The sequence below is a fragment of the Kitasatospora sp. NPDC094015 genome, assembly GCF_040304075.1.
Classification (GTDB): domain Bacteria; phylum Actinomycetota; class Actinomycetes; order Streptomycetales; family Streptomycetaceae; genus Kitasatospora.
Map to the genome: position 1 here is coordinate 110,040 of NZ_JBEOUL010000005.1, position 16,156 is coordinate 126,195.

14 protein-coding genes and 1 riboswitch are annotated in these 16,156 nt (G+C 73.7%); of the genes, 6 read left to right on the top strand and 8 right to left on the bottom strand.

The window, feature by feature from the left end; all coding sequences use genetic code 11:
• Positions 1 to 72 precede the first annotated feature (72 nt).
• From ABT014_RS08490 to def, 4 genes are all read left to right on the top strand, one after another.
• Positions 73 to 1,509, top strand: a complete 1,437-nt coding sequence (locus ABT014_RS08490; RefSeq protein ID WP_350637902.1) for an HD-GYP domain-containing protein — start codon at positions 73 to 75, stop codon at positions 1,507 to 1,509.
• A 17-nt stretch (positions 1,510 to 1,526) separates the two neighbouring features.
• Entirely contained in the window at positions 1,527 to 2,852 is a 1,326-nt protein-coding gene (locus tag ABT014_RS08495) for an HD-GYP domain-containing protein (RefSeq protein WP_350637903.1), read from the top strand.
• Between the two features lie 106 nt (positions 2,853 to 2,958).
• Positions 2,959 to 3,945 carry a tetratricopeptide repeat protein gene (locus ABT014_RS08500; RefSeq protein WP_350637904.1) on the top strand — a complete coding sequence of 329 codons (987 nt, stop codon included), beginning with the start codon at positions 2,959 to 2,961 and terminating at the stop codon, positions 3,943 to 3,945.
• Positions 3,946 to 4,078: 133 nt separating this feature from the next.
• On the top strand, positions 4,079 to 4,711 hold the full coding sequence (gene def / locus ABT014_RS08505) for a peptide deformylase (RefSeq protein ID WP_350637905.1): 633 nt from the start codon (positions 4,079 to 4,081) through the stop codon (positions 4,709 to 4,711).
• 81 nt (positions 4,712 to 4,792) lie between these two features.
• On the opposite strand, the gene ABT014_RS08510 is transcribed toward def, so the two are convergent.
• The 3 genes from ABT014_RS08510 to ABT014_RS08520 all read right to left on the bottom strand — a co-directional run bounded on the left by ABT014_RS08510 (position 4,793) and on the right by ABT014_RS08520 (position 9,136).
• Positions 4,793 to 5,788, bottom strand: a complete 996-nt coding sequence (locus ABT014_RS08510; RefSeq protein WP_350638097.1) for a ribonucleotide-diphosphate reductase subunit beta — start codon at positions 5,786 to 5,788, stop codon at positions 4,793 to 4,795.
• 38 nt (positions 5,789 to 5,826) lie between these two features.
• Entirely contained in the window at positions 5,827 to 8,241 is a 2,415-nt protein-coding gene (locus ABT014_RS08515) for a ribonucleoside-diphosphate reductase subunit alpha (protein ID WP_502894901.1), read from the bottom strand.
• 159 nt (positions 8,242 to 8,400) lie between these two features.
• Positions 8,401 to 8,530, bottom strand: a riboswitch (cobalamin riboswitch).
• A 93-nt stretch (positions 8,531 to 8,623) separates the two neighbouring features.
• Entirely contained in the window at positions 8,624 to 9,136 is a 513-nt protein-coding gene (locus ABT014_RS08520; RefSeq protein WP_350637906.1) for a GNAT family N-acetyltransferase, read from the bottom strand.
• A 107-nt stretch (positions 9,137 to 9,243) separates the two neighbouring features.
• On the opposite strand from ABT014_RS08520, the gene ABT014_RS08525 reads away from it, so the two are divergent.
• A complete protein-coding gene (locus ABT014_RS08525) occupies positions 9,244 to 9,408 on the top strand; it encodes a hypothetical protein (protein WP_350637907.1) in 165 nt (54 codons plus the stop codon).
• A gap of 96 nt (positions 9,409 to 9,504) precedes the next feature.
• Entirely contained in the window at positions 9,505 to 10,470 is a 966-nt protein-coding gene (locus tag ABT014_RS08530) for a helix-turn-helix domain-containing protein (RefSeq protein WP_350637908.1), read from the top strand.
• Positions 10,471 to 10,518: 48 nt separating this feature from the next.
• Here ABT014_RS08530 and ABT014_RS08535 read toward each other — a convergent pair whose 3' ends face one another.
• The 5 genes from ABT014_RS08535 to ABT014_RS08555 form a co-directional block, all read right to left on the bottom strand.
• A complete protein-coding gene (locus tag ABT014_RS08535) occupies positions 10,519 to 11,274 on the bottom strand; it encodes a histidine phosphatase family protein (protein WP_350637909.1) in 756 nt (251 codons plus the stop codon).
• Between the two features lie 154 nt (positions 11,275 to 11,428).
• Entirely contained in the window at positions 11,429 to 13,051 is a 1,623-nt protein-coding gene (mctP, locus tag ABT014_RS08540) for a monocarboxylate uptake permease MctP (RefSeq protein WP_350637910.1), read from the bottom strand.
• On the bottom strand, positions 13,048 to 13,308 hold the full coding sequence (locus ABT014_RS08545; RefSeq protein ID WP_350637911.1) for a DUF3311 domain-containing protein: 261 nt from the start codon (positions 13,306 to 13,308) through the stop codon (positions 13,048 to 13,050). Before ABT014_RS08545 ends, mctP begins: the two co-directional genes overlap by 4 nt.
• Before the next feature lie 224 nt (positions 13,309 to 13,532).
• Positions 13,533 to 14,321 carry a GntR family transcriptional regulator gene (locus ABT014_RS08550; protein WP_350637912.1) on the bottom strand — a complete coding sequence of 263 codons (789 nt, stop codon included), beginning with the start codon at positions 14,319 to 14,321 and terminating at the stop codon, positions 13,533 to 13,535.
• 202 nt (positions 14,322 to 14,523) lie between these two features.
• Positions 14,524 to 16,104 carry a glycoside hydrolase family 3 protein gene (locus ABT014_RS08555; RefSeq protein WP_350637913.1) on the bottom strand — a complete coding sequence of 527 codons (1,581 nt, stop codon included), beginning with the start codon at positions 16,102 to 16,104 and terminating at the stop codon, positions 14,524 to 14,526.
• Between the last annotated feature and the right edge of the window lie 52 nt (positions 16,105 to 16,156).

The window sequence follows — 16,156 nt, forward strand, 5'->3', positions numbered from 1 at the left end:
CCTGTCTGGCCCTCACGTCAGATGGGCGGAACGCGGCGTGGGGAGGCCGGAATCACCAGTGAACGCGACCGGGTGGCCCTGCCGCCCGCGGTGGTCGGCTGCGTCGCGGCCGTGGCCGCCGCCGCCCTCTGCTGCCTGCTGCCCCTGCTGGTCGCCGAACCGGCCCCGTGGGTCGGCGGGCCGGTCGACCTCCGCCGGCTGGCCCCGCTCGCCGTGCTGCACCTGTGCCTGGAGTCGATCGCCCAAGGGCTGCCCACCCCCTGCGCCCGGATCTGGCGCGTCCTGCGCCGCCGCGACCAGGACCCGGCCGAGCCGGCCGGGGGCCCGGGCAGCAGCTTCCTGCCGGTGCTGTTCACCGGCGTGCTGATGCTCCCGCCGGCCGCCGCCGCCCTGGTCGCGGTGCCGGCCGCGCTGGTCGGGCGGGTGCCGGCGCCGCGCGGGCCGCGCCGGCTGTGGAACGCCGGGCAGCTGGCGGTGGCCGCCTTCGCGGCGGCCGCCACCTTCCACCTGGTCGACGGCCCGCGGCTGCTGGCGGGCGCCCGGTTCCCCGGCGCGGCCCTCGGCGCCTTCGCCGCCGTGCTGGTGTTCTGCCTGGTCAACGGCGTGCTGGTGGGCTTCCTCCGGTGGCTGGCCGGCTGCGGCTCCGCGGTGGGAGCGCTCCGCGAGCTGGCCGCCTGCCTGCCGTCCGCGCTGCTGCACGGCGCCGGCGGGCTGATGGTCGCGGTGCTCTGGCAGGGCGCGTACGGGCCGCTCGCGGTGCTGCTGGCGCTGCTGCCGCTGTCGATCTGCGCCTGGGTCTGCGCCCAGACGCAGATCGAGCACGCGGCCCACCGCGCCACCGTGCAGGCCCTGGTGCAGGCGGTGGAGATCAAGGACGCCTACACCCGCGGCCACAGCGAGCGGGTCGGCCGCGCCTCCGTGCTGATCGCCCGCCAGCTCGGGATGGCCGAGGAGCGGATCCGCACCCTGCACTTCGCCGGCACCCTGCACGACGTCGGCAAGCTCGCGGTCGCCACCGAACTGCTGCGGCGCAACGGCCCGCTCAGCGAGGCGGAGCGCCGGGCGGTCGAGGTGCACCCGGTGGCCGGCTTCGAGCTGGTCCGCGAGCTGGCCTTCCTCGGCGAGGCCCGGGACGGCATCCTGCACCACCACGAGCGCCTCGACGGCCGCGGCTACCCGGACGGCCTGTCCGGCGCCCGGATCCCGGAGTTTGCCCGGATCATCTCGGTCGCCGACGCCTTCGACTCGATGACCTCCACCCGCTCCTACCGGCGCGGGCGCCCGGTCGACGAGGCGGTGGCCGAGCTGGGCCGGTGCGCCGGCAGCCAGTTCGACCCGGTGATGGTCCGGGCCCTGGTCCGCGCCCTGGCCGAGCACGACTGGCAGGTCGAACCGCCGCCGCCCGGCGGCTGGGACGGCGAGGTGCCGGACATCCCGCTCGGCGTCCCCGAACCCACCCGGCGCGGGCCCGGCCGGCGCTCCCCGGTCTCCTCCGGCGGCTCGCCGTGACCGGCACGGCGCCCGCGATGACCGGCACGGCGCCCGCGGTGCTGTACGGCGCCGCGGCCGGACTGCTCGGGGCGGCCCTGCTGCACACCCTCCTGCACGGCCTGGCCGAGCCGACCGTGGCGCTGGCCTTCGCCGGGCTGGTCGCGGCCGGCGAGTGCGTCCGGGGCGTGCTGCCGGGCGACCGGGAGCAGGCCCCGGTGGCCGCCGCCGCCGGCCTCGCCTACGCGCTGCTCGGCCCGCTGCGCGGACTGCCGACCTCGCACGGCGCGCTCCAGGTGGTCGCGGTGGTCGGGCTCGGCACGTTGGCCGGCGCGCTGCTGCGCCGCACCCTGCGGGCGGGCCGGCCGCGGTCGGGGCCGCGGGTGCCGCCGGCCCGGGCCGACGCGGCCGTACGGCGGCTGCTGACGGCCTCCTTCGCGGCGGTGCTCTTCCAGCCGCTCTACACCAGCGGGACGATCGACCGGCTACCGCTGACCGGGCCCCGCTACGGGACGTTCCTGATCGTGCTGGCCGCGCTGGCGGCGCTGTGCGACGCGGCGCTGGCCGCCGTGCTGCAGCACGCCAGGACGGGCGGCCGGTTCGGCACGGTGCTGGAGGACGAACTGCGGTCGCTGGCCGGCATCGGCACCGCGATCGTGGCCACCGGCATGCTGCTCAGCCTGCTGGCCGGCGAGGTCGGGCTGTGGGCGCTGCCGCTGTTCTGCACCCCGCTGCTGCTCGCCCGGGCCGCCTTCCGCCGGGCGGCCGCGGCCCGGGCGACCACCGGCCAGACCATCGAGGCGCTGGCCCGGGCCACCGAGGTGGCCGGGTACACCACCCCGGGGCACGCCCGCCGGGTCGCCGACACCGCCTGCGCGCTCGGCCGCGAGCTCGGGCTCGGCAGCCGCGACCTCGCCCTGCTGGAGTACGCGGCGCTGATGCACGACATCGGCCAGCTGTCCCTGGTCGAGCCGGTGCCGGGCGGCGCCACCGCCCTGCTGCCCACCGAGGAGCAGCAGCGGATCGCCCGGCTGGGCAGCGAAGTGATCCGCCGCACCGGGGTGCCCCGACAGGTCTGGCAGCAGGTGGCCAGGCTGGCCGACCCCGGACGGCTGCCGGACGGGCGCCCGGACCGCTCGCTGCCGGTCGCCGCCCGGATCATCCGGGTCGCCAACGCCCACGACGACCTGCTCACGGCGGCCCGCGGCGCCGGGGTGCCGGAGGCGGCGGGGCGCCTGGAGGTGCTGGAGCGCCTGCGGCTGGAGCGCGGCCGGGCGTACGACCCGGTGGTGCTGGACGCCCTGGTCAGAGTGGGTGGCGGGGCGGGCGGCGGGCCGGTGGGCGGCGCCGGCGGGCCGTGCTGAACGGCCGCGCGGCAAGCGCGCGTCACGGGTGCCGTGGTTGGATGCGGTCGTGGCGGGAACACCCGAGGCGGGGCGACCCGGTGACGACAAACGGCAGGGACGGAACGTGAGGATCTTCCACCGCGCACGGCACCGGCCGTCTGCCACCTGGCGGCAGACGACCGACCGGGCCTTCACGCTGATCGGCGACGGCCGGTACGAGGACGCCGGGGCCCTGCTGGTGATGGCCGCGGACCTGGAGCCGTGGCTGTCCGACTCCTGGTTCAACCTGGCCCTGCTGCACAAGTTCCGCCGGGACTGGGAGCAGTCCCGCACCGCCGGCCTGCGCGCCGTCGCGCTGCTCGACCGCGCCCAGGGCGCCCCGGACTGGTGGAACCTCGGCATCACCGCCACCGCGCTGCAGGACTGGCCGCTGGCCCGCCGGGCCTGGCAGGCGTACGGGCTGAAGCTGCCCGGCGGCCCGGCGGCCGCCGCCGGCACCATCGAGCTGGACCTGGGCACCACCCCGGTACGGCTCTCCCCGGAGGGCGAGTCCGAGGTGGTCTGGGGGCGCCGGCTCGACCCGGCCCGGATCGAGGTGCTCTCCATCCCGCTGCCGTCCTCCGGCCGCCGCTGGGGCGAGGTGGTGCTGCACGACGGCGCCCCGCACGGCGAGCGGGTCGCCGACTCGGTGGCGTACCCGGTCTTCGACGAGATCGAGCTCTGGGCGCCCTCCCCGGTGCCCACCCACGTGGTGCTGCTCCAGGCCGCCACCGCCGGCGACCGGGACGCGCTGGAGCGCCTGGTGTCCGACGCCGGCTACGCGGCCGAGGACTGGACCTCCTCGGTGCGGCTGCTGTGCCGGGCCTGCTCGGAGAGCCGGATGGCGATCGACGACGGCCGCACCGTGCACCACGACCCGCACGACGACGGCGACGCGTTCCACCCCGGCCACCTCAGCCACCTCAGCCAGGGCAGCGCCGGGCTGGCCTGGCTGGTGGAGCGGGAGTGCGGGATCGCCGCCCCCTCGGCGCTGGTGCGGATCCTGCTGGAGCGCTGGGTGGCCGGCTCACCCGCCACCCGGGCCTACCGGGACCTGGAAGAGGTCTGCTGAACGCCGGTCGCCCGGTCGCCGGGCGCCGTGCCCCGCGCAGTGCCGCGGGCTGCGGGGAGTAAGGACCGGCGGTCGCCGTGGGGCCGTACCCTTGAGCGGTACATCCGGCAGATCCACGAAAGCGGAAGCGACCATGGCGGACCAGCACGACCACGAGCACGACCACGAGCACGACCACGCCGAGCCCGAGGCCCAGCAGGTGATCGGTGAGGTGCCCGACCTCTCCAAGGGCACCGCCCGCCCGATCACCGTGGTCGGCAACCCCGTCCTGCACCGCGAGTGCAAGGACGTCACCTCCTTCGACGCCGAACTCGCCGCGCTGATCGACGACATGTTCGTCTCGATGGAGGCGGCCCAGGGCGTCGGCCTGGCGGCCAACCAGATCGGCGTGGACCTCAAGGTCTTCGTCTACGACTGCCCGGACGACGAGGGCGTGCGCCACATCGGCCACGTGATCAACCCCGTGCTCGAGGAGCTGCCGGCCGGCCGCCGGGCGCTGGACGACTCGCCGGAGGGCTGCCTCTCCGTGCCGACCGCCTACATGGACCTGGCCCGCCCGGACTTCGCCGCGGTCACCGGCCAGGACAAGGACGGCAACCCGATCCGGGTCGAGGGCACCGGCTTCTTCGCCCGCTGCCTCCAGCACGAGACCGACCACCTGTACGGCTACCTGTACATCGACCGGCTCTCCAAGCGCGACCGCAAGGACGCCCTGAAGCAGATGGCCGAGGGCACCGCCCGCTACGCCACCGTGCCCAACGACTGAGCCGCCGCAGCCCGAAGGGCCGGTACCGGGTCACCCCGGTACCGGCCCTTCGGCGTGTCGGCCGTGCGCGGCGCGCGCGGCCTAGAAGTCGTCGTCGAAGGCGACCGAGCCCTCGACCGCGACCTGGTACGCCGACACCCGGCGCTCGAAGAAGTTGGTCAGCTCCTGCACGTTCTGCAGCTCCATGAACCCGAACGGGTTGCTGGACCCGTAGCGGATCGGCAGCCCCAGCCGGGCCAGCCGCTGGTCGGCGACGGCCTGCAGGTACTCCCGCATCGACTCGGTGTTCATGCCCGGCAGACCCTCGCCGCACAGGTCGCGGGCGAACTGGAGCTCGGCCTCGACGGCCTCCTCCAGCATCTCGGTGACCTGCTTGGCCATCTGGTCGTCGAAGAGGTCGGGCTCCTCCGCGCGCACGGTGTCCACCACCGAGAAGGCGAAGTCCATGTGCATGGACTCGTCCCGGAACACCCAGTTGGTGCCGGTGGCCAGGCCGTGCAGCAGGCCGCGGCTGCGGAACCAGTACACGTACGCGAAGGCGCCGTAGAAGAACAGGCCCTCGACGCAGGCGGCGAAGCAGATCAGGTTGAGCAGGAACGCACGGCGGTCGTCCTTGGACTGCAGCGAGTCCAGGTGGTCGACGGCGTTCATGTATGTGAAGCAGAACTGCGCCTTCTGGTGGATGGAGGGGATGTTCTCCACCGCGGCGAAGGCCGCCGCCCGGTCCTCGGGATCGGGCAGGTAGGTGTCGAGCAGCGTCAGGTAGAACTGGACGTGCACGGCCTCCTCGAACAGCTGCCGGGACAGGTAGAGCCGGGCCTCGGGCGAGTTGATGTGCTTGTAGAGGCTCAGCACCACGTTGTTGGCGACGATCGAGTCACCGGTGGCGAAGAAGGCGACCAGCCGGCCGATCATGTGCCGCTCGCCCTCGCTCAGCTTGGCGAGGTCGGCGACGTCGGAGTGCAGGTCCACCTCCTCCACGGTCCAGGTGTTCTTGATCGCGTCCCGGTACCGGTCGTAGAACGACGGGTAGCGCATCGGACGCAGGGTCAGCTCGAAGCCCGGGTCGAGCAGCATCTTCTCGCGGCTCGCGGTCGGGTCGACGGGGGCGGTGCTCACTGGCAGGCCTCGCAGGACTCGGGGTTCTCCAGGGAGCAGGCGAGCGCCGCCTCCTCCTCCGGGGACAGGGTCGGGGTGGGCACCGGCACGGGGGCGGCGGTGCGGGCGGCGCCGGACGCGGCCTGGGCGATCCGGGTGGCCGGACGCGAACGCAGGTAGTAGGTGGTCTTCAGACCGACCTTCCAGGCGTAGGCGTACATCGAGCTGAGCTTGCCGATGGTCGGCGCGGCCATGAACAGGTTCAGCGACTGGCTCTGGTCGATGTACGGCTGCCGTGCGGCGGCCAGGTCGATCAGCGCGCGCTGCGGCAGCTCCCACGCGGTGCGGTAGAGCGAACGCACGCCGGCCGGCAGCCAGTTGAGCTCCTGCACCGAGCCGTTGGCCTCGCGCAGCGCGTCCCGGGTCTGCTGGTCCCAGACGCCGAGCTCCTTGAGCTCGCGCACCAGGTACGGGTTGACCTGGAGGAACTCGCCGGACAGCGTCTCGCGCTTGAACAGGTTGGAGACCTGCGGCTCGATGCACTCGTACACGCCGGCGATCGAGGCGATGGTCGCGGTCGGCGCGATCGCCAGCAGCAGCGAGTTGCGCAGGCCGGTGGTGGCGATCCGGGCGCGCAGCGCGTCCCAGCGCTCGGTCCACTGCGGGGCGGCGTCGAAGTGGTCGATGTGCAGCTGGCCGCGCGCCGCGCGGGTCTCCGCGTACGCGGTGTGCTGACCGAACTGCTCGGCCAGCTCGCTGGAGCGCTCGTAGGCGGTGAGCATGATGCGCTCGGAGATCAGCGTGGACAGCCGCTTGGCCTCGGCCGAGTCGAAGTCGATCCGGAGCTTGAAGAAGACGTCCTGCAGGCCCATCACGCCCAGGCCCACGGGCCGCCAGCGGGAGTTGGAGTTCCCGGCCTCGGGGGTCGGGTAGAAGTTGATGTCGATGACCCGGTCCAGGAAGGTCACGGCGGTGCGCACGGTGGCGTCCAGCCGGTCCCAGTCCATCGCGCCGAGCAGGTCCTCGACCGAGGCGCCGTCCGCCACGTGCGAGCCCAGGTTGACCGAGCCCAGGTTGCAGACCGCGGTCTCGGAGTCGTCGGTGACCTCCAGGATCTCGGTGCACAGGTTCGAGGAGTGCACCGTGCGGCCGGGCAGCGCGGTCTGGTTGGCGGCGCGGTTGGAGGCGTCCTTGAAGGTCATCCAGCCGTTGCCGGTCTGCGCCAGGGTGCGCATCATCCGGGCGTACAGGGTCTGCGCGGGGATGGTGCGGACGGCCTTGCCGGCCTGCTCGGCCTTCAGGTACGCCTCGTCGAACTCGGCGCCCCAGAGGTCGACCAGCTCGGGCACGTCGGCCGGCGAGAACAGCGACCAGTCGGCGTCGGCGTTGACCCGGCGCATGAACTCGTCCGGGATCCAGTGCGCCAGGTTGAGGTTGTGGGTGCGGCGGGCCTCTTCGCCGGTGTTGTCGCGGAGCTCCAGGAACTCCTCGATGTCGGCGTGCCAGGTCTCCAGGTAGACGCAGGCCGCGCCCTTGCGCCGGCCGCCCTGGTTGACGGCGGCGACCGAGGAGTCCAGCGTGCGCAGGAACGGCACGATGCCGTTGGACTGGCCGTTGGTGCCGCGGATCAGGCTGCCGCGCGAGCGGATCCGGCTGTAGGACAGGCCGATGCCGCCGGCGTGCTTGGACAGCCGGGCGATCTGCGCGTAGCGCGAGTAGATCGAGTCCAGGTTGTCCAGCGGCGAGTCCAGCAGGTAGCAGCTGGACATCTGCGGGTGCTTGGTGCCGGAGTTGAACAGGGTCGGCGAGGACGGCAGGTAGGAGAGCGCGCTCATCAGTGCGTACAGCTCGGCCACCTCGCGCACCGACTGCTCGCTGTCGCCGACCGCCAGACCGGCCGCCACGCGGAGCAGGAAGTGCTGCGGGGTCTCGATCACCTTGCGGGTGATCGGGTGGCGCAGCAGGTACCGGGACTGCACGGTGCGCAGGCCGAAGTACTCGAAGCGGTCGTCGCCGCGCTGGTCGATCAGCGCGTCGAAGGCGTCCGCGTGCTTGGCCACGAACGCGGCGGTGGTGTCGCCGATCAGGCCCTCGGCGTGGCCGACGGCGATCGAGGCGGAGAACGAGAGGGCGCCCTGGCCGATCGCCTCGTCCGAGATCTCCAGCGCGAGCAGGCGGGCGGCCAGCTTCGAGTACTGGGGGTCCTCGGCGATCATCGACGCGGCGGCCTCCACGGCCAGCCCGCGCAGCTCCGCGAAGTCGGAGCCGGCGTGGCGGCCGCGCAGCGCGGCGGCGGCGACGTGGCCGGGGTCCACCTGGGGGAGGTCGGTGCTCCGGTCGGTGAGCAGCCGGAGCAGCGCGGCACCGGGATCGGTCTGGGCGACGGAGGCTGAACCCTGGGACGGCAGGGCGACTGAGGCAGCGACGGTCAAGGCGCACTCTCTCCTGTGGCGGCGGCGGACGAGATCAGCCGGACCGTCTCGGACAGGGCGGAGCGGCACGCCGAAATCACCAGGCGCGCGTGGTCCCACCCCGGCCCACCCGCGAGGCCCGGACAAGTACTGCGGTGCTGCAAGGCATCTGCGGGGAAGCCGTGTGGCACACCGTCGGCAGGTCTCGGACTCGCGGGTCAAGGTGTTGCGAAGCCCGCTCACCGTTGCGGGGCAGTCCCGGACTCCCACCGGGTTCCCCTGCGTCGACAGCGAGAGCGAGCATACATGTTGTGGGCGGGCTCAGGATGCGCCACCAGATGTAGTGCCGCGTGTCGTGGTCGCTCGATCGCGTTGCGCCACGGGGTCGGCCGCCGGACGGGCCTCAGAATGTGATGGAGTAGACGATCACGTCGATCCCGGGCGCCGGCTCCCAGTCCCGCTCCGGGGTCCGCCGGAAGCCCAGTCGTTCGTAGACGCGGTGCGCCGCGGTCATCTGCGGGCGGGTGGAGAACGCCATCCCGGTCAGCCCGAGCTCGCGGCTGCGGGCCATCGCGGCGCGCACCAGCGCGCTGCCGGCGCCGCGGCCGCGGGCCGCCCGCGCGACCGCCAGCATCCGGATCTCGCCCTCGTGCGGCTCGGCGATGTCCGCCCACGGGTTGCCGCCCGCGGCGAAGGTCACGCAGCCGAGCACGGCTCCCGGTCCGCCGGCCGGGTCGAGGGCGACGAGCAGTTCGGCCTCCTCGGACCGCCGCCGGGCGTCCCCGAGGAGCTCGGCGTACGGGCCGTCGGGCTTGCTGTGGCCCTCGCCGACGTAGACCTCGACGCAGAGCGCTCCGGCGGGGGCGAGGTCCTCCTCGCGGGCGGGACGGATGACGAGATCGGTGGCGGCGTCCATGCCCCCAGTCTGCCGGTGGCCGGCCCGGGGGCAGCGGGCAGGGTGCCGGGCCGGGCGGGGCGCCCGGAGCCGGTCAGGGGCCCGGCCAGGGCGCGGGGCGAGGTGCCGTGCAGCCGGTCCGGGAGGTCGGGGTCGGCCGGACGGCCGCCGGGGCGGTGCCAGTTGTCCCGGCCGTGCCGGCCGGTGCGGTCCAGGTCGCGCCCGACCAGCAGGCCGAGCAGGCCGAAGCCGCCGACCGCACCGGCCAGTGCGAGCACGCCGAGCAGGGATGAGGAGGTCATGTCTCCACCTTCGCCGGGCCCCGGCCGGGCCACGAGTGGCAGAAATGCCCACTTGCCTCGAAAACCTGCCACCGTCATCCTGGAGCCATGCTGAAGAACGTGGTCACCGTGGTGCTGGAGGAGATCCACCCGTTCGAACTGGGGGTCGCCTGCGAGATCTTCGGCCTGGACCGCAGTGACGACGGCCTGCCGGTCTACGACTTCGCGCTCGCCTCGGCCCGCCCCGGCCCGCTGCGCACGCACGCCGGCTTCAGCGTCGACGTGCCGCACGGCGTGGAGCGGATCGCGGAGGCCGACCTGGTGATCGCCGCCGCGACCGGCATCCGGGACGAGTTCCCCGCCCCGCTGATCGAGGCGCTGCGGGCGGCCGTGGAGCGGGGCGCCCGGGTGCTGTCGATCTGCAACGGAACCTTCCTGCTGGGCGCCGCCGGGCTGCTGGACGGGCGGCGCTGCACCACCCACTGGCGGCACTCCGAGCGGCTCGCCGCGCGCTTCCCGCTCACCACGGTCGAGCCGGACGTGCTCTACGTGGACGAGGACCCGGTGATCACCGCCGCCGGCACCGCGTCCGGCATCGACGCCTGCCTGCACCTGGTCCGCAAGGTCCAGGGGCCCGAGGTGGCCCGCGGGATCGCCCGCCGGATGGTGGTCGCCCCGCACCGGGACGGCGGCCAGGCCCAGTTCGTCGCCCGGCCGCTGCCGGCCGAGGACGGCGAGTCGCTGGGCGGCCTGCTGGAGTGGCTGCGCCACCACCTCGACCTGGACCTCACGGTGGACCAGCTGGCCGCCCGGGCCCACATGTCGCCGCGCACCTTCGCCCGCCGCTTCCAGCAGGAGACCGGGACCACCCCGCACCGCTGGCTGACCGGTCAGCGGGTGCTGCTGGCCCAGCGCCTGCTGGAGGGGACCGGCGAGCCGGTGGACGCGGTCGCGGCGCGCTGCGGGTTCGGCAACGCGGCCACCCTGCGGCACCACTTCGGGCGCTGGCTGGGCACCACGCCGCAGGCGTACCGGCGGGCCTTCGGCGGCGTGGGGCAGGGCGCCGGCCGCTGAGCGGGCGGCGCCGGGGCGGGGCGGGGTCGCGGGCGGGTCGGGGCGCGTTCAGGCGCCCGGCCGGTCCAGGTGGCCGGTGTCGTTCCAGCCGTCCGGCCGCAGCCGGCCGCAGTCGGCCCGCCAGCGGCTGGCGGAGCAGTTGCGGACCGGGTCGAGGGCGAGCAGCTCGGGCTCGGTGAGCCGGTCCAGGATGTAGCGCAGCATCAGCACGGTGCAGTCGTGCGCGACCACCAGCACCGGCCGGCCGTCCTCCTCCTCGCCGAGGTCGCGCAGCAGGCTGCGCACCCGCAGCGCCACGTCCAGCCAGGACTCGCCGCCCGGCGGCCGGTAGTGCAGCTCGCCCATCCGGCGGCGGCGGGTGGCCTCGGCGGGGTGCTCCTTGTCGATCGCGGCCTTGGTGAGCATCTCCAGGATGCCCAGCTCTCTGTCCCGCAGCCGCTCGTCCTGCCGGATCGGGATCTTGACCGGGACCGCACCCAGCCCCGAGGCCTGGGCGAGGGCGATCCGGGTGGTCTCGGTGGTGCGCAGGTAGGGCGAGCACCAGACGCTGCGCGGGCGGTCGGCGGCCGGCAGCGCGGCCCACCAGCGGCCGAGTGCCTGGGCCTGGGCCTGGCCGCGCATCGAGAGCGGGATGTCGGCGTCCCGGCTGGTGATCGGGACGGTCAGCGCCCCGGTCGCGTCGGCGTGCTTGAACTCCACGTTCGCGGTGGACTCGCCGTGCCGGGTGGCGATCAGCAGGGAGGGCAGCCGGGTGCCCTCGCGGTGGTCCCGGTGTCCGTTCAGGATGGTGCCGAGCTCGGTCATGGCAGCGTCTCCCCGTTTCCTCGTCTCTGCCTGGGACGAACGGCCCGCCACGCAGATCATCGCCCGATATGAACGCGCCGTCGCCTCAAGTGTTGACCGAGGCGACGGTGCGATCACAGGGCGCACGCAGGGCTTTTCGCGCGCTCCCGATGACTCAGTGCGCTGCCGCAGGCTGCGGGGCGCTCTCGACGGCCGGCTCGCCGGCGTCGGCACTGTAGTCGGCCGGCGAGGTGGCGTCCACGCCCTCCGGGGCCTTGGCGGCCCGCAGCACCAACGTCAGCACCACGGCAACCAGCAGGTTCAGCACGAACGCGGTGAGACCGATGTACCCGATCTCGCCGATCCCGGGGATCTCCGCCGAGCTGCCGCCGAAGTGCTTGGTGGCGGGGGAGGAGACCCCGTACGCCTTCCACGTGCCGTACGCCATGCCGGCCGCCCAGCCCGCCAGCAGCGCCCAGCGGTGGAACCAGCGGGTGAACAGGCCGCCGACGATCGAGACGAAGGTCTGCAGGATCCACAGCCCGCCCAGCAGCTGCAGGTTGATCGCGAACTGCTTGTCCATGGTCAGCACGAAGGCCAGCGCGCCGACCTTGACCAGCAGCGAGGCGATCTTGGCGACCTTGGTCTCCTCGGCCGGCGTGGCGTCCGGCTTCAGGAACTCCTTGTAGACGTTGCGGGTGAACAGGTTGGCCGCCGCGATCGACATGATCGCGGCCGGCACCAGCGCGCCGATGCCGATCGCGGCGAAGGCCACCCCGGTGAACCAGTCCGGGAACATGTCCTCGAACAGCTGCGGCACCGACAGCTGGGCGTTGAAGCCCTTGACGCCCTTGCCCACCCCGGCCGCGATCGCCATGAAGCCGAGCAGCGCCAGCAGGCCCAGCATCAGCGAGTAGGCGGGCATCAGCGCCATGTTCCGGCGCACCGTGTTGCGCGACTTGGAGGCCAGCACCCCGGTCACCGAGTGCGGGTACATGAACAGCGCCATCGCCGAGCCCAGCGCCAGCGTGGCGTAGCCCCACTGCGCGGTCGGCCCGGTGACCAGCTGGCCCACCGGCTTGCCGGTGGCCGGGTTGACGGTGGAGAACTTCTGCGCGGCGGCGTCGAAGATGTGCCCGTACCCGCCCAGCCGCAGCGGGATGTAGATCACCGCGACGATGATCACCAGGTAGACCAGCGCGTCCTTGACGAACGCGATCAGCGCCGGCGCCCGCAGCCCGGAGGAGTAGGTGTAGGCCGCCAGCACCGCGAAGGCCAGGAACAGCGGCAGGTCCTTCATGAACCAGTTCCCCGAGCCGCCCACCCCGAGCACGTCCAGCACCGCCTGGATGCCGACCAGCTGGAGTGCGATGTACGGCATGGTGGCCAGGATCCCGGTCAGCGCGACCGCCAGCGACAGGCCCTTGGAGCCGTACCGCCCGCGCACGAAGTCGGCCGGGGTGACGTACCCGTGCACCCGGGAGACCGACCACAGCCGCGGCAGGAACAGGAAGACCAGCGGGTAGGCGATGATCGTGTACGGCACCGCGAAGAAGCCCGCCGCGCCCGCGCCGTAGATCACCGCCGGGACGGCGATGAAGGTGTACGCGGTGTACAGGTCGCCGCCGAGCAGGAACCAGGTGACCCAGGTGCCGAAGCTGCGGCCGCCCAGGCCCCACTCGTCGAGGTGGAGGGCGTTGTCGGCCTTGCGCCAGCGCGCGGCCAGGAAGCCCATCACGGTGACCAGGGCGAAGAACAGCAGGAAGACCGTCAGTGCGACGGTGTTGAGGTCCTTCACCGCCCGGCACCGCCCTCGGCGGCCTTGCGGGCCTTCTCGTCCCGGCTGATCAGCAGGTAGGCGCCGACCGTGAACACCGCCGACACCGGCACCCACATCAGCTGGTACCAGTAGAAGAACGGCATCCCGCCGAGCTCGGGCCCGGTCTTGGTGTAGGAGGCGACCCAGAGCATCGAGACGACGGGCACGGCCAGGCACAGCCCGGCCAGCACCCGGGCCGGCGTGACCTGGGGGACTGCGGGGACTTCTGACGACATGATTGCGGCTCCGGCTGAAGAGGGCTCACCTCGTCGGCGCCGCAACGCACATCGCTGTCCGCCCGCCGAGCAGCACCGGTGGTGACCAGTAGTCAGTACGGGAGCGAAATGTAGGGCACCCGGTGACGTGTGTCACTGGGCGCGACGGAAGTTCTCGCGAATCGGACGGACGTACCGGGCGGAATCCGGGCGAACCGGACCCGCTCCGGAGCCGTCGCGCGCCCCTACTCCGGCCGCTTGAGCCGGGTGATGAACTTGTACCGGTCGCCGCGGTAGATCGAGCGGACCCACTCGACCGGCTGGCCCTCGGTGTCGAAGGAGTGCCGGGACAGCTGGAGCATCGGCAGGCCCAGGTCGGAGCCGAGCAGACCGGCCTCGCGCGGGTCGGCCAGGGTGGTCTCGATGGTCTCCTCGGCCTCCGCCACGGTCACCCCGTAGACCTCGCGCAGCGCCGTGTAGAGCGAGTTGTGCTTGGCCAGGTTGCGGCGCAGCGCCGGGAAGCGCTTGGCCGACAGGTGGGCCACCTCGATCGCCATCGGGTCGCCGTTGGCCAGCCGCAGCCGCTCGATCCGCAGCACCCGGCCGCCGGGCTTGATGTCCAGCAGCGGCGCCAGCCGCTCGTCGGCGGTGATGTAGCCGAGCTCGATCAGCCGGGAGGTCGGCTCCAGGCCCTGGGCCCGCATGTCCTCGGTGTACGAGGTCAGCTGGAGCGCCTGGGCGACCTTGGGCTTGGCGACGAAGGTGCCCTTGCCCTGGATCCGCTCCAGCCGGCCCTCCACCACCAGCTCCTGGAGGGCCTGGCGGACGGTGGTCCGCGAGGTGTCGAACTGGGCGGCCAGCGCGCGCTCCGGCGGGACCGGCGTACCGGCCGGCTGAACCTCCGTCAGCTGCAGCAGGTGCCGCTTGAGGCCGTAGTACTTGGGGACCCGGGCCGCCGTGTCGGTGGCAGGGCCGGACTGTGCCGGCACCGTGGTTCCTCCGGGGAGGTCCGCCGTGTCCCTGTCGCCGCTCATGGCCGCTCTCACTCCTCGCAGTGCAGCCGTCACCGGCTCCTCCATCGATGTATCAGGACATGGTCGCACGCGGGGGCCGGTCGGCGTGAGTTCCCTTCGGCGACCAAAATCCGCGGGCCCCGGCGGGTGTCCGCGCGTGGCGGCCCGCCGGGGCCCGCGGGGCCGGTCCGCGGAGCGGCTCGCGGCCCGGCCCCGTACGGACTCAGCCGGACTGGGCCGCCGGCGCCCCGAGCCCGGCCAGCGCCTCGGCGGCGGCGATCCCGCAGACCCGGGACCCGCCGTGGGTGGCCAGCACGGTCACCCCGCGGGCGCCGAACAGCTCGCCCAGCCCGTACGCGGTGCCGATCTCCACCACCACCGCGTCGGGGCGGGCCTCCACCAGCGCGAGCGCGGCCCGCCGCATCCACGGGTGCCGGTGCACGTCGCGCACGACCAGCACCAGCTGCCGACCGACCGCGGCGCCGAGCAGCGGCGCGAGGTCGACCTCGGCGCCCTCGGCGGCCACCGGGACGTGCAGCAGGCCGGAGCCCTCCAGCCGGGTGGCCGGCGGGGCGACCCGGGTCCGGGTGGTGCCGGGGATCAGCTCGGCCAGCGGGCCGGCCACCCCCCAGGGGGTCTCCTCGCCGACCGCGATGTTGGCGCCGGGCGAGAACTCGACCACGTGCGGCACGCCCTGGACCGGGCGCAGCCCGCCGTGCACCCGCAGGGCCCGGCGGGCCGCCGCCAGCCCGATCCCGACCTCGCCGTGGGTGCCCACCTGGGACTCCCGCACCTGCGCGGACCAGCGGGCCACCGCCCGGTTGCGCTCGGCCGCCCGGTGCAGCCGCTCGGCGGACAGCCGGCCCTCGCGGACCGCCCAGACCAGCGCGTCGCGCAGGTAGAGGAAGGCGGACTCGTCCTGCAGCCCGCCGCCCACGCAGATGGTGTCGGCGCCGGCCGCGATCGCCTGGACGGTACCGGCGGCCACGCCGTGGGTGCCCGAGATGGCGCCCATCTCGATCCCGTCCGTGACGATCAGGCCCTCGAAGCCGAGCTCGCCGCGGAGCAGGTCGGTGAGGATCGCCGAGGACATGGTGGCCGGCAGGTGCTCGTCGTAGGCGGGGAAGAGGATGTGCGCGGTCATGATGCTCTTCACGCCGGCCGCGACCGCGGCCCGGAAGGGCAGCAGGTGCTGCTGGAACTGCTCCTGGCTCAGGTCGATCCGGGGCAGCCCGAGGTGCGAGTCGCCGGTGGTGTCGCCGTGCCCGGGGAAGTGCTTGGCGCAGGCCGCCACGCCGGCCGACTGGAGACCGCGCACGTAGGCGGCGGTGTGCCGGGCGGCCAGCTCGCCGTCGTCCCCGAAGGAGCGCACCCCGATCACCGGGTTGAGCGGGTTGGAGTTGACGTCGGCGCTGGGCGCGTAGTCCAGGTTGACCCCGACGGTGGCGAGGTCGAAGCCGATCGAGCGGGCGACCCGCTCGGTCAGGTCGACGTCGTCGACCCGGCCGAGCGCGAAGTTGCCCGGGTAGGAGGAACCGCTGGTGACCTCCAGGCGGGTGACGTCCCCGCCCTCCTCGTCGGTGGCGATCAGCAGGTCCGGGTTGAGCCCGTAGAGCTCCCCGGTCAGCCGGGCCACCTGCTGCGGGGTGCGGATGTTGCGGCCGAACAGCGCCACCCCGCCCAGCTCGCCCTCGCCCAGTCTGCGGCGCAGCCAGTCGGGCGCGGTCAGGCCGGCGAACCCGGGCTGGAGGACCGCTCCGGCGTCCGTCAGGAGTTCGACGCTTTCCGTGCCAGGAGTCGCCATGGTTCCTTCCCTGGGGGATGAGGTGCAGAGGTGCGGTGGGGTGGGGATGAGG